This is a genomic window from Pedobacter suwonensis, assembly GCF_007833675.1.
GTDB lineage: Bacteria > Bacteroidota > Bacteroidia > Sphingobacteriales > Sphingobacteriaceae > Pedobacter > Pedobacter suwonensis.
This window is the reverse complement of sequence record NZ_CP031708.1, coordinates 1129671-1143626: the sequence shown is the minus strand read 5'-3', so window position 1 is coordinate 1143626 and position 13956 is coordinate 1129671. Positions and strand designations below refer to the sequence as shown.

Below are 13956 nucleotides of genomic sequence, written 5' to 3'. Positions count from 1 at the left end.
ATCTTTGCAGTTTTCCTCGTCGACCGAAAAGTGAATACCTTTTAGCGATTTATCATTGCTCACTATGATAAATCGCTGGTAGATGACATCATCCTTTACATTTTTCCATCATCGATCCGTACCGGTATCATTTTATCTGCTTTTTTGCGATACGACCAATAAAATACGATCGGATAAACAAATAGATTAAATAATGTATTGGTAATCAATCCGCCAATTACCACAATGGCCAATGGCTTTGAAGCTTCTGAACCGATCCCGGTAGAAAGTGCTGCAGGCATTAACCCTATAGCGGCCATTAAAGCCGTCATCAGCACCGGTCTGAACCTGCTGGCAATTCCATCACGCATGGCATCGGTAAAAGTCCAGTGCGGATGGTATTTCAGCTCTGCAATATTGGTTTTGAAACGGGTAATAAGAATTACACCATTTTGCACGCAGATCCCAAATAATGCAATAAAACCAATTCCGGCCGAGATGTTAAAGTTTACACCAGCGGCCAACAATGCTAATATGCCACCAATCATGGCAAACGGAACGTTATTCAATACCAGTAAGGCATCTTTAATATTGCCGAAAAGTACAAAGAGAATAAAAAATATAAGCAATAAACTTACTGGTACAGCCTCTGATAATCTGGCAATAGCCCTTTGCTGGTTTTCAAAATCGCCGGCCCACTCCAGCTTATAACCTTGCGGCAATTTGATTTTGGCATTTACTTTCTGTTGTGCTTCTGCAATTACGCTTCCCATATCCCTGCCGCGGATCGAGAATTTGATGGCGCCGTACCGTTTATGTTTATCACGGTAAATCATACTTGGACCCGTAATCTTACTAATGCTTGATATTTCGCCTAATTGAACATTAGAACCTGATAGGGTAGGAATGCGTAATTTGCTGATCGAACTTTCATCATTTCTAAAATCTTCAGGATAGCGGATAATGAGGTCGAATTTGCGTTCACCTTCGTAAATCTGTGTAGCAGCTTTACCGCCAATGGCCATTTCGATTACTGCATTGGCATCTGCTGTGCTTACGCCATACAAGGCCATTTTTTTCTGATCAAGGTTAATCTGCAGTTCGGGCTGACCAAGATTTCTTAAAATACCCAAATCTTCAATACCCTCAACTGTTTTTAAAATATTTTCTATTTTTTCCTCTTCCTGTTCAATATATTCAAAGTTCTCGCCAAATAATTTCACCACAATGGATCCCTTTACGCCTGAAACCGCTTCTTCTACATTATCTGAAATGGGTTGCGAAAAATTGAGGCTGATGCCCGGAAAGCTTTTTAATTTTTCCTGCATGCGTTCAATCAGCTGTTCTTTGCTTTGCTTGCGTTTCCATTCTTTCCGTGGATAGATGTCAACATGAAATTCCATATTGTAAAAACCCGTTGCATCTGTTCCGTCGTTCGGACGGCCAGTTTGCGACATTACCTGTTTTACTTCCTCAAAACTTAAAAAGATCTTCCTCATTTCGTTTGAAAGTTTTTTGGTTTCATCCAGCGAAATACTCAAAGGTCCGGTTGCACGGACATAAATGGAACCTTCATCTAAACTGGGAAGAAATTCGGTACCCAAAAATTTAAAACTGAACGCACCTGATAGCAGTACAATAATAGAGATGCTAAAAACAAGTTTCTTTTTTTTGAAGCAGCTATCGTAAAATTTGAGGGTTGCTTTGGTAATCCACTCTAAAAAGATATTGTGTTTCTCTTTTACATTTTTTTTCAAAAGTACGCTGGCCATAGCAGGTACCAGGGTAAAGGTCAAAATTAGCGCACCCAATAAGGCAAAACTCAAGGTCCATGCCAATGGCGAGAACATTTTACCTTCAACTTTTTCGAAAGTAAAAATGGGTAGCAAACCTGTAATAATGATCAGTTTAGCAAATAAAATACCCTTTCCGTTTTCGAGACTGGCTTTTTTTATAAAACCGAGTTTGCTCATTTTGTTGAACTTTTCCATGCCCAGTTTTTTTGCCTTTGCATCCAATACGACGAAGATTCCTTCAACCATCACCACGGCACCGTCTATAATAATCCCGAAGTCGATAGCACCCATGGATAGCAGATTGGCCGGCATACCTTTTAATTTGAGACAGATAAAAGCAAAAAGCAAGGCCAATGGAATAATAATCGAAACGATTAAGGTGGTGCGCCAATCGGCCATGAAAAGAAATACAATCAGGGTAACAAATAAAATCCCTTCCATCATGTTGCCCATTACCGTGTGCACGGAGTAATTAACCAGGTCTTCGCGGTCGTAAAACGGTTTGATTTTTACATCATCAGGCAAAACAGTGCTGTTGATGGTATTGATCTTTTCTTTTAACCTTGCAATGACCTCGCTGGGGTTGCCGCCTTTTCTCATAACGATGATGCCTTCTACTACATCGGGATCCCTGTCGCGCCCAACCTGACCCAATCTGGGCAGAGCTGATTCAGCCACTTCGGCAATGGTTTTGACATAGATTGGGGTGCCGTTAATGTTGTCAACCACTACGTTTCTGATTTCGTCGATATTGTTAAGCACGCCGATTCCCCTTACCACATAGGCTTGTCCGCTCTGTACAATCACGTCACCACCTACATTAATATTACTTTTAGATACTGCTTCGAACAGTTCTGTTGCACTTACACCATATTGAATGGCCTTCTGCGGATCGACCGTGATCTGGTAGGTTTTAACCTCTCCACCAAAACTAACAACATCGGCAATGCCTGAAACAGATAAGAGTTCGCGTTGGACAACCCAATCTTGTAAGGTCTTTAATTCTCTGACCGACTTTGTATCACTTGTTAAAGTATAACGGAAAATCTCGCCGGTTGGCCCATAGGGTGGCTGTACTTCAGGTTGGATACCTTCAGGCAGATCGGCTTCATCAAGATGGTTGTTTACCTGGACCCGGGCTTCAGCGTAATCTACATCGTCTTCGAAACTTACCTTTACGATGGATAAACCAAATAATGAGGAAGACCGGATACTCGTCCGCTTTTCGGTAGGGTTCATGGCAATTTCCAGCGGTCTGCTCACAAATTTTTCTACTTCCTCGGCGCTACGGCCCGGCCATTGGGTAATAATGGTAATATTCGTATTGGTTACATCGGGAAAGGCGTCTATTGTGGTATGTTTGAAGCTTAAATAACCTCCAACGATTAAGATGAATGTGGCAAAAAAGATGAAATATTTATTTTTCAGTGCAAAGCCGATAATGCTTTTTATGAATTTATTCATTTTTGAAATCTAGGGTGATAAAAAGAAATTATTGTGTTTTTAAGCTTTCGAATAAGAAAACCTGTTTGGATGCAATAATGCGGTCGCCGGCCTGTACTCCTTTGCTGATATAGATTTTATCGGCGGTTTTACGCCCTATTTCGATCTCCTGGATTTTTACTTTATGATCCTGCCCCAGAACGAGCACATAATTTTTGTTTTCGTCGAAAATTACGGCCCTTGAGTTTAAAACCGGGAGATCAATAGATGAATTAGCCGAAACCTTTACCGTTCCAAGCATACCAGGTTTGAGCAAAAAGCCTGGATTTGGGATCACCACCCTTGCATTCATTACTTTGCTGTCCTGGTCAACCTGGTTGTATAATTTCTCTATTTTTCCTTTAAAAACTTTATTTGGGTAGGATAGGGTTGATAAACTTACCTCATCACCTGCCTTAACACGCGAAATATCCGACTCGTAAATATTGATCATGGCCCAAACGTTGGAGAGATCGGCAATGGTAAACAGGCTTTTATCATTGTCGCCACGCAACTGCATGTTCTGCGTAACATTTTTTTCGATCACAAAACCGCTAATCGGCGATTTAATTGCATACAATCCTGTACTGCTACCTCCATTGAGTTTTAATACAGAACTGGCTCTTTTTGCTTCTGCTTTTTTGATCTGATAGTCATTTTTTGCTTCTTCAAGTTCTTTTGCTGATGATAAACCACTTTGGAAAAGTTGTTCGGCTTGTTTTACTGCTCTTTCTGCATTTTTAAGTTCGGCATTTGCCGCAATAACTTCTTTATCAAAACCTGCCATTTCAGAACTGGTGAGCGTAGCCAGTGTTTGTCCGCGCGAAACCTGATCGCCTAACCTTACCCCCACGCGGTTTACAGTTCCACTTACCATGGGAAAAAGTTCTGATCTGCGCTCCTCATTTGCGGTGATTTTGGCCGAAAACATGAGTTCGGTTTTACCGTTAGCCTGTTGTACAGTATCGATTAATAATCGGTTGATCAAAGAATCTGTAATGGAAAATTTATCATTTGGTGCAGCCGTTTTATGTTCGCCACAGGCAAAGAATAAACTGGTTGCAGCAATGAGTACGGTGTGTTTATAGCGATTTTGCATGAAATTTATTTAAAAAATATTAGAACCAGTTACATAATTGAGTTCAGCTCGTGTACTCATTCTTTCGGATTGGAGTTTATTGAGCTGAAGCGTATTTTCTTTATAGGCATCATAGAGATCCAAAAATTCGATCAGGCTGATGTTACGTGCCTTAAAATTTTTGATCAGGCCTGAAATCAGTGTATTAAAATCGGTACCAAAGGCAGGATCAATCTCTGCATATAATTTTTCGTTGCGTAAAGCAGTTTTATAGCTGTTAAATACTTCATTCTCCAACAGAGCTTCTTGCTTTTTAATATTTACATCTGCGGCAGTAATGCCAATCTGTGCTTTTTTAATTTCGCCCTGGTTTCTGGAGAAAAGCGGAATGGGAATTTTAATGCCTAAACCAGTGTATTTTTCAGGATAATTTCCTTTGAGATCGTAGCTCAGCCCAATTTCTATATCGGGAATGGCCATTGCTTTTTGCAGCTTTAAATTACGTTCGTTATAAAGCAGGTTGGTTTTGGCCAGTTTAAGGTCAGCGCGGTTTGCCCTGGCCGAATCAAGTAAGGCCTGATAGGGAATTTTATCTACAGTGGGCGATTTGAGCATTGCTTCATCTAAAACCAAAGTGATTGAGGTTGCAGCATTAATGCCACAGAGCAACTTCAAATCTTTGTAGTAATCTTCAAGTTCATTCATTAGCCCTGCCTGTTCTGCTTTGAGGTTGATCACTAATGATTTTATCCTGATTACATCCTTCGCCGCAACGTTCCCCGTTTTTAACTGAAGATCATAAGCTTTCGCGAGCTGCGCTGTAGAACTGATTTGTTCCTGATATACTTTAACAGATTGTGCAGCAAAATAAGATTTGTAAAAGGTGTTAACGAGTTCAAACTTTAAGGTTCTGATCAGGTCAAAATACTCGTATTCGGCCATTTTAACCCCGGTTTGGGCCAGCTTGATATTCTTATTGCGTTTGCCAGCAAGTTTAAACAGCTGAAAAATAGATCCGGAATATTGACCGTGGGCATACGAGGTTTGCAGGAATTTTTTGGTGTCCTTATTGTAAAAAAGATTTTCGTATTCCAGTGTGGGATTTTCAAAAAGTTTAGCCGTGATGATTTCTGCTTTTGCCTGATCAATTTCATAATTGCTGGCCAATAACTCGAAATTATTCCTCAAAAAAAGGCTTTCCGCCTGGTTTAAGTTTAAGCTTAATGTATCGCGCTGTGCGAAAGCCGTAGCGGCTGTTAATGCCCAAAAAAGAATGAGCCATGAAAATACCCTTATCATATCTGCAAAGCTATCTTTGCCAGATTAAAAGCGGATTAAATCGGCCTTAAAAGGGGATTAAAGTTGCGGACCTGTTTGTGCTCGTTTCCAAACGAGTGCAAGAATAGTGATACGGTTTCATCGTTTGTAAACGATATGTTATTTAACGCTCGTTAGAAACGATCGTTAGCGGGATTCGAAATGAGCGTGAGCGAAACCGTAAATGTGCAGCTACCCTGATCTGGATTTTTAATGGTGATCTCGCCTTTAAGCAAATCGATAATTTTTTTAGACATATAAAGCCCCATACCTTCGCCATGCTGGCCATGTTCTTTTGCACGGGTATAAAAAGGGTTAAAGATATCTGCCTGATCATCAACTGAAATTCCCTGTCCACGATCTATGATGTGGATAAAAACATGATTTTTACGGGTTTCGACCTGGATATTTACTTCTTGGTTATCGGAAAATTTAAAAGCATTTGAAATGATATTGTCCAGGGCAATTTGTAACAAAGTGGCATTGGCCAGTATTTCAGGTTTGGTATTAATGGGCTTTTGATAGGCAATGTTAAGGTCAAGACCTTTCTGCATTTTCCATTCGGTTTGGATTTTAGCAAGCAGATCATCAAGTTTGATCGGAGCAAGTTGAGAATTGATCAGATCAAGATCCATTTTTGCCAGGGCCACCAAACCTGTAATGATGTGTTCCATTTTTTCTGCATCTTCAAGCATCGAAATAATCACTTTTTGATAAGCGGCCTGATCTCTTTCTTTTGATAGGGCAAGTTCAGCGTTCATCATAATCCGCGTAACGGGCGTTCGAAGTTCATGTGAAGCATTGGCTACAAAGGTTTTCTGCAGTATAAAAGCCTGTTCGAGTTCTTCCATTAAATGATTAAAGCTCTGTGCAATGAGATTAATCTCGTCCTTATTGTGATGTTCTTCTACTCTAAATTGCATGTTTTGAGCGCTGGCCTGTTTTACTTCGAGCATAAATTTTTGCAGCGGTTTCAGCATCTTCTGGGCAATCCACCTGCTCAATAATAATACGATAAGCGAGATAAGGATAAAGATAAAAATCATGATCTTCAACAACTTGTCGAGCCTGTTGTGTGAGCCCTGGTCGTCGGCCGAAGCGAGGATAACGAAGTCGCCCTGGTTATCCTTATAATAAATACCAACTACCTGTCGCTGACCGTCGGTATATTTTAAACGGCCTTTCCGCCGTACCTGATCAATGGTTGCAGGGGTCCAATATTGGGCCGTATCGCCGATAAAAGTAGCCCTGTTCTTTTGATCATAAATGCGAATTACTTCGCTGTTCAATTTTTGAAGGTATTTGTGGCGTACTGTATTTAATGCATCTCTACTGATTTCATCTGCTTCGAGGTACAGTTTAGCTGTTACCATGGTGCGGTCGGTAAGGCGTTCGAAGAAATCGGCCTCTAAAAATTTCATAAAGGTGAAATATACTGTGCAAAGCACGGCGAAGAGCATTGAAGTGCTGATCAGCGTAAAATATAGTGCTATCCGGTCCTTTATTTTCATCTATTTTAGGATGTATCCCATATTAATTTTGGTATGGATGAGTTTGCGTTCAAAACCCTTTTCGATTTTTTTTCGCAGAAAATTAATGTATACATCAATTACATTGGTACCGGTTTCGAAACTGATGTCCCACGCTTGCTCGGCTATAAATTGTCTTGAGAGCAAACGGTTGGGGTTGCGCATAAAAAGTTCGAGCAGGATAAATTCTTTGGCGCTTAATTCGATCGGTTTACCCGCACGGCTTACCTCTTTGCTGTAGCGATCAAGTACGAGGTCTTCAAAATATAATTTATGGTCTGTTTTATTTTCAACAGGTGGCTGTCTGCGTAATAGGGCTGCAACCCTGGCCAAAAATTCTTTCAGGTGAAAGGGTTTGACGAGATAATCATCGGCACCGGCCTCTAAACCGGTAACTTTATCATCAATAGTGCCCATTGCCGTAAGCATGAGGATTGGTGTGTGTAAAGCATTTTCTCTGAGGTGTTTACAAAGCTGGATGCCATTTAAGCCAGGCATCATTACATCGATAATCAACAGATTAAAGCTTTCCCTTAAAAAAATGTCCAGCGCGTCAATTCCATTGGCTACGGTAAGTACCTGATAATTATTTTCTTCGAGTGCCGACTTCAAAAGTTCAGCAATTTTAGGGTCGTCTTCAGCTATTCCGATCTTTAGCATTTAACAAAAGTAACCATCTCATCTTAAAAAGGGATTAAAATAGGGGTTTTTCCGTTACCTTAGGGATTGAAATTAATCTCATCCTCTCATAATGGATAATTAGGTTGCATAGGATTGCGGTTATATTGGATGCTATCGTTCATTGTCTCACCAACCGAAACGAAACTATATTAAAATAGCTATATTTTTATGTTCGAAAAATTTGACCAGACCAATTATCATCAACTTTGTGATTTGTTAGGTGGCCATCATCCGGATTTGCAACTGATTTTGGATCGATATGGTTATCCCCCCTTTTGGTCGCGTCCAAATACTTTCGAATCGTTAGTGCATATTATTCTTGAACAACAGGTTTCTCTGGCTTCGGCATTGGCCGCAATGAATAAACTAAAAGAAAAAATTGATGAGGTTACTCCTGCAGGGGTGTTATTGCTTACTGATCAGGAATTAAGAGAGTGTTATTTTAGCAGGCAAAAAACGGCATATGTTCGCCATTTGGCCGAAAATATTGTTAGCGGGACATTGTCTTTGAGTGAAATGGAGAAAATGGACGACCTAACCGTAAGAAACCGGCTTAAAAGGATTAATGGGATTGGCGATTGGACCGTAGATATTTACCTGATTTTTATGCTGCACCATCAGGATATTTTCCCGATAGGAGATCTGGCTGCCGTAAACTCGTTAAAGAAAGTAAAAAGCTTGTCAGCAGGAGTGGGTAAAGAGGAAGTGTTATTGGTGGCAGAGCAATTTAAACCTTATCGCACTATTGCCACCATGCTGTTGTGGCATGCGTATTTAATGGAGAGGAAGCAGAAATAAATCCACCTTGCTGGTTTATAGCGCCCGGATTTTAACCACATGGTATGTGTATTCATCAACATGTTCATTTAATTATTCTTCAGTTACAGTATAAATATTCAAAACCAATAGATCAGGAAGAGGGTGTAACATAACGTTGTTCCTTAAAAAAACGTTAAAGCTCATTCAGGATAAATTTTCTCTTTAAGATTTGTTAATAATAAGGGAATATGGAGCTGGTAGCTTTGCTACGAAAAAAGCAGCATCCCTTGAGCGAAACTTTACTTTCATCTTTACAGCGCGGAAGCCATCAGGCTATGGAGGAAATCTACCAGGCATATTGGTCAGATATTTTTGATGCTGCGCTCAAAAAGACGGGTGATGAAGCGCTTGCGCAGGATATTACCCAGGAAATTTTTATCTCACTTTGGGAAAATCATAAAACGATTAACCTCTCCTCCAGTTTGGGGGCTTACCTGCATGGCGCTGTAAAATATAAGGTAATCAACTATTTCAGATCAGGTAACCTCAAAGCGCAGCATCAAACAGCGCTTAGTGCTTTAATGGATGAAAAAGAGACGATTGCTGCCGATGATAAGCTCCTTTTAAAGGAGCTTCATCTTGAAGTGGATTCTGCCATTGCATTGCTGCCTGAAAAAATGCAAATGGTTTTCTCAATGAGCAGAAAACAAGATAAATCGATAAAAGAAATTGCTTCAGAACTGGATATTTCGGTTCAGACTGTAAAAAATCAGCTCTCCGCTGCTTTAAAATTGCTCAAGAAAAGCCTGTCTTACATCATATTAATTACTGTATTGATTGGCTTAACATAAAGTTAATTTACTGATAACATTTTTGGTTAGTACCATTCTGCTTTTCAACTGACATGTATTTAAATGACAGAAGAACAGGCAAAGGAACTGCTGCAAAAATATCTCGATGAGCAGGCAAGTCCGCAAGAGCAAAAAAAGGTTGAAGAGTGGTATGCCACATTCCAGGTAAAAGATGTGGTTGTACCTGCCGACCGTAAAGCTGCAATAGGTGCGCAAATGTTTGCCCAACTTCAGGTTGCTATGCGCAGGAAGTTAACAATTGGCAGCGTACTTAAACTCCGATCTTTTATCAGGGTTGCCGCCGCCGTACTCTTGATGGTTACAGTGGGGGTTGTTATTTGGAAACTGAATAGTGAAATACCGTCTGAAAATCAGATAACCGTAATTAACAGCGCTACGCAGCAGAAACGAATTATCTTGCCTGATGGTTCGGTTGTATTATTAGGCCCTTCGGCAAAACTCTGCTATCCTAAAACATTTGCTTCAAACAGCCGCCAAATCGAACTTGAAGAGGGTGAGGCATTTTTCGATATTACCCATCAGGAGAAAAGACCATTCACCGTACATACAAGTGCTGGTGTAAACATTAGCGTTTTGGGTACCTCTTTTAAAATAAAATCTTATCAGGCCAGTAAGCAGCTTGAGGTTGCCGTGGTTACGGGTAAAGTTGCGGTCAGCAATCCAAAAGGCAACCTGGGTACGCTGGTTAAGGACGAATCTTTAACTTATGATAAAAATAACGGTCGTACTGCCATCCGCAAAAGTAAAACATCTGCTGTTATCAAATTTGCTTTTGATGGAGCAACGCTTGATCAGGTGGTTACTAAACTCCAATATGTATACAGCATTAAAATTTTATTAAACGATAGCGCTCTAGGCAAACTTAAAACAACTGCATCTTTTAGCAGCACGCAATCACCGGAGGAGATTCTGGATATTCTCTGCAGTCTGCACCACCTCAGGTTCAATGCATCAAAAAATCATAAATCATTTAAAATATACAGATGAGATAAGGATATGATATAGAATTATGTACGGTTACTGGTAAGACCAAGAGCCGCAATCTCTCTTTCTGGCAACAAAGCCAGCATAAATAAAGCTTTACAAAAACAAAATCAAACAAATTAAGCAATGAAAACAACCTCCGCCAAGCGGACACCAGCTCTTTATAAGATCATGAAATACTCATGTTTAACATTTACAATTCTCTGCATTTTTTGTAGCTCAATCCTCGCTTCGGCAGGTATGGCACAGAAACTAGAGAAAACCAGAGTTAGACTTACTATAGGTAAAGGCCGCAAGATGACCGAGATCATCAAAGAAATCGAATCACGTACCGGACTCAGTTTTGTGTATAATCCAGATCAGCTGCAACAAAAAAACATGTTGGTAAGCGGCGATTTTACCAGCGAGCCTGTAAGGTCGCTTTTAGACAGACTTGGTTTGCAGGTGCTGGAAAAAGGCGGATATGTGATCTTAAACAACGCCGTAATGAATAAACCAGACCGGATAATTACAGGAATAGTAAGAGATACAACAGGTTTGGCACTTCCGGGCGTATCTGTAAAAGTATTAGGCACACAAAGTGGTACCATCACCGATGGAAACGGTGCTTATCGCATTGCGGTTGGTGCTGATGCAGTGCTTTCATTTTCGATGATCGGTTACCAGACCAGGGAAGCAAAGGTAGGCGAAGAACAGGTAATTAATATGGTTTTGACAGAAGAACGCTCAACACTTGCTGATGTTGTAGTTGTGGGTTACGGTACGCAGAAAAAAGAAACCTTAACCGGGGCAATTAGTATTGTTGGGTTGGATAAACTTTCTTCACGTTCATTAAACAGTGTTGGTGAGGTATTGGCCGGAAAATCACCCGGTGTGATTGTGACCAATGAGGGCGGCGACCCAACATCTGCACCGCGTATCAATATCCGCGGATCGGGTGGTATTAATGGAGAAAATGTACTGTATGTAATTGATGGTTCTATATTTTCGGGTACGCCACAGCTTAATCCTAATGATATCGAATCAATTTCAGTCTTAAAAGACGGATCTGCTGCCATTTACGGCGCAAGGGCTTCGGGCGGTGTGGTATTAATTACCACCAAAAAAGGCAAAAGCGGAAAAATGCAGATCAGTTTTGACGCTAAATTGGGCCAACAAAGCGCATGGAAAAAGCTGGAACCTTTAAATGCGCAACAACGCGCACAGGTGGCAGCTACGGCCGCAAAAAATGGCGGTAGCAATCTATTACCCGCTTTTGATCCGGCAAAGTATCCTGACGGGCAGATTACCCGCACCAACTGGATGGATGAGGTTTTTAGAACTGGATTATTACAGGATTACAATGCAGCGATAAACGGCGGTAGCGAAAAGTCTAACTATTACCTCAGTTTTAATTACCGTAATGCTGAAGGGATTGTGTTAAATACCAAAACCAAACGTTACAACTTCAGGATCAATACCGAACACGAAGTTACCGATTGGCTAAAAGTGGGCGAAAACCTGTCGTACAGCAGCACCAACGGCAATGGTGCCAATACCAGCAGCGATTATACCGGTGCTTTACTTTCAGCCATTTATTATCCTACAAATGCTACACCTTACAATGCCGACGGTAGTTTTGCGGGTTTGCCGGGGCCTTATGCCGGCGATTATGGTGATATTGTTAATCCTGTTGCCGATTTAATGCGTATTGATATCAACAATCCTGTAAATGTGTTGGTAATTAATCCTTATGCTAATATTAAATTGGCCAAAGGTTTAACTTTCAGGTCTAATTTAAGCATTACCAAAACAGACGCTGCCTTTAAAAGCTTTACACCTAAAAGACCTGAAGTAGGAAAGCCGGTATTGAGCAATAGTTTAGTGGAACGCAGTAACCGTAACAGCGATTTACTAACAGAGCAAGTGTTAAACTATAAAGGTACTTTTGGTAATCATCAAATTGATCTTACAGGAGGGTATTCATTTCAAAAAACACAGCTCCGCAGTTTATATTCATCAGGGTCTGGTTTTGACGATGAATCAGTACAATATAGATATCTAATGAATGCCACGGTTATACAGCCTTCTTCGAGCGGTTATAATGCACAGGCGCTTTCGTCACTGTTTTTAAGGGCAAACTACAACTATCGCGAAAAATACCTGTTCTCGTTAATCGGTCGCCGTGATGGATCATCTTTGCTCTCTAAAAATAACAGAACCAGAAATTATGGTTCGGCTTCGGTTGGATGGGTAATGAGCAAAGAAGATTTTCTTAAAGATGTAAATTGGTTAAATGAACTGAAATTAAGAGGTAGCTATGGTTTTCTTGGTAATTTAGGAACACTTACCTCTGATGCGGTTAATCCATTATTAATGCCGACACAAAGTTATTTCGGACAAACACCAACTTTACAAAATGGTTATGTTCAAACGGTTTTGGCCAATCCTAACATAGCATGGGCAGAATCTAAACAAACCAATTTTGGTGTTGATGTAGCGGTATTGGGACGTTTCAATCTTACTGGAGATTATTTTATCAAAGAAATAGATAAAATGATCCTGACCAGGACATTACCTGGAACGGCAGGTTTAAATACGCAGATCATTAACGCAGGTAAGGTAAGAGATAAAGGCATTGAACTAGGATTAACTTATAACAGCGATAAAAATGCAGCCTTCACTTACTCGGTAAACGCAACTTTAACGAAAGTAAATAACAAAATAGAAGAACTTATACCGGGTATAGAAAACCAGGTGGTGTCCACCAATTTCCGTAACGAGGTTGCACCGTTGACCAATAGGGTTGGACAGGCACTCTACAGTTATTATGTGTTAAAAACCGATGGTATTTTTCAAAGTCAGGCAGAAGCCGATAACTATAAAAATGCTAAAGGACAAAAAATTCAGCCGAATGCGAAAGCAGGTGATTTTAAATTTGTGGATATCAACGGCGATGGGTCAATTGATAGCAAAGACCGGTATTTTGCAGGCAGTGCCTATCCTGATTTCTCTTACGGATTGAGTTTCAATGCAAGTTATAAAAATTTCGATTTCAATATTTTTGCTCAGGGTGTTCAGGGTAATAAGTTGTTTAATGCGGTAAAACGTACTACTTATAGTGCTTCCGGACCTTCCTATAACAAACTGGTTGGTATTTTGGATGCCTGGTCGCCGGAGAATCCGGGTGGCAAAGTGCCGATTATTTCAACCAGCGATGCCAACGGAAACTTTGCAGCTTCTGATTTTTATGTAGAAGATGGCTCTTATCTGCGTATCCGCAACGTAACCTTAGGTTATAGCCTGCCAAAATCAATCGCTAACAAGTTAAAAACAGGCGGTGTCAGGATTTATGCTACGGCAAACAATCTTTTCACCATTACTAAATATTCAGGCTTCGATCCCGAAATCGGAATGGACAACAACGGAGTGGATGTTGGCCGTTATCCTCAAGCCAGAAGTTTTATCCTGGGTTTAAGCGTAAATTTATAATCACAACA

9 protein-coding genes are annotated in these 13956 nt (G+C 40.4%); 4 read left to right on the top strand and 5 right to left on the bottom strand.

Annotated elements, in window-relative coordinates; genetic code table 11:
• Nucleotides 1-95: 95 nt before the first annotated feature.
• The 5 genes from DV942_RS04425 to DV942_RS04405 all read right to left on the bottom strand — a co-directional run bounded on the left by DV942_RS04425 (nt 96) and on the right by DV942_RS04405 (nt 7841).
• Nucleotides 96-3239, bottom strand: coding sequence for an efflux RND transporter permease subunit (locus tag DV942_RS04425; RefSeq protein ID WP_145855609.1), 3144 nt, complete (start codon nt 3237-3239; stop codon nt 96-98).
• Nucleotides 3240-3267: 28 nt separating this feature from the next.
• Nucleotides 3268-4356, bottom strand: coding sequence for an efflux RND transporter periplasmic adaptor subunit (locus tag DV942_RS04420; RefSeq protein ID WP_145855607.1), 1089 nt, complete (start codon nt 4354-4356; stop codon nt 3268-3270).
• Between the two features lie 9 nt (nt 4357-4365).
• On the bottom strand, nt 4366-5634 hold the full coding sequence (locus tag DV942_RS04415) for a TolC family protein (protein WP_145855605.1): 1269 nt from the start codon (nt 5632-5634) through the stop codon (nt 4366-4368).
• A gap of 152 nt (nt 5635-5786) precedes the next feature.
• Nucleotides 5787-7163 carry a sensor histidine kinase gene (locus DV942_RS04410; protein WP_145855604.1) on the bottom strand — a complete coding sequence of 459 codons (1377 nt, stop codon included), beginning with the start codon at nt 7161-7163 and terminating at the stop codon, nt 5787-5789.
• Nucleotides 7164-7841, bottom strand: coding sequence for a response regulator transcription factor (locus tag DV942_RS04405; RefSeq protein WP_090982326.1), 678 nt, complete (start codon nt 7839-7841; stop codon nt 7164-7166). It lies immediately after the preceding gene.
• A gap of 189 nt (nt 7842-8030) precedes the next feature.
• Between DV942_RS04405 and DV942_RS04400 the strand changes: the two genes are divergently transcribed.
• The 4 genes from DV942_RS04400 (at nt 8031) to DV942_RS04385 (ending at nt 13948) form a co-directional block, all read left to right on the top strand.
• Complete coding sequence (locus DV942_RS04400) at nt 8031-8660, top strand: DNA-3-methyladenine glycosylase family protein (protein WP_145855602.1); 630 nt, start codon at nt 8031-8033, stop codon at nt 8658-8660.
• Nucleotides 8661-8908: 248 nt separating this feature from the next.
• Entirely contained in the window at nt 8909-9472 is a 564-nt protein-coding gene (locus tag DV942_RS04395; protein WP_186462426.1) for an RNA polymerase sigma factor, read from the top strand.
• A 63-nt stretch (nt 9473-9535) separates the two neighbouring features.
• Nucleotides 9536-10480, top strand: coding sequence for a FecR family protein (locus DV942_RS04390; RefSeq protein WP_145855598.1), 945 nt, complete (start codon nt 9536-9538; stop codon nt 10478-10480).
• A gap of 237 nt (nt 10481-10717) precedes the next feature.
• On the top strand, nt 10718-13948 hold the full coding sequence (locus DV942_RS04385) for a SusC/RagA family TonB-linked outer membrane protein (protein WP_244950826.1): 3231 nt from the start codon (nt 10718-10720) through the stop codon (nt 13946-13948).
• The last annotated feature ends 8 nt before the right edge of the window (nt 13949-13956 follow it).

Coding starts and splice junctions, on each gene's coding strand:
- DV942_RS04425 (WP_145855609.1), bottom strand. CDS start 3,239: ATGAATAAATTCATAAAAAGCATTATCGGCTTTGCACTGAAAAATAAA.
- DV942_RS04420 (WP_145855607.1), bottom strand. CDS start 4,356: ATGCAAAATCGCTATAAACACACCGTACTCATTGCTGCAACCAGTTTA.
- DV942_RS04415 (WP_145855605.1), bottom strand. CDS start 5,634: ATGATAAGGGTATTTTCATGGCTCATTCTTTTTTGGGCATTAACAGCC.
- DV942_RS04410 (WP_145855604.1), bottom strand. CDS start 7,163: ATGAAAATAAAGGACCGGATAGCACTATATTTTACGCTGATCAGCACT.
- DV942_RS04405 (WP_090982326.1), bottom strand. CDS start 7,841: ATGCTAAAGATCGGAATAGCTGAAGACGACCCTAAAATTGCTGAACTT.
- DV942_RS04400 (WP_145855602.1), top strand. CDS start 8,031: ATGTTCGAAAAATTTGACCAGACCAATTATCATCAACTTTGTGATTTG.
- DV942_RS04390 (WP_145855598.1), top strand. CDS start 9,536: ATGACAGAAGAACAGGCAAAGGAACTGCTGCAAAAATATCTCGATGAG.
- DV942_RS04385 (WP_244950826.1), top strand. CDS start 10,718: ATGGCACAGAAACTAGAGAAAACCAGAGTTAGACTTACTATAGGTAAA.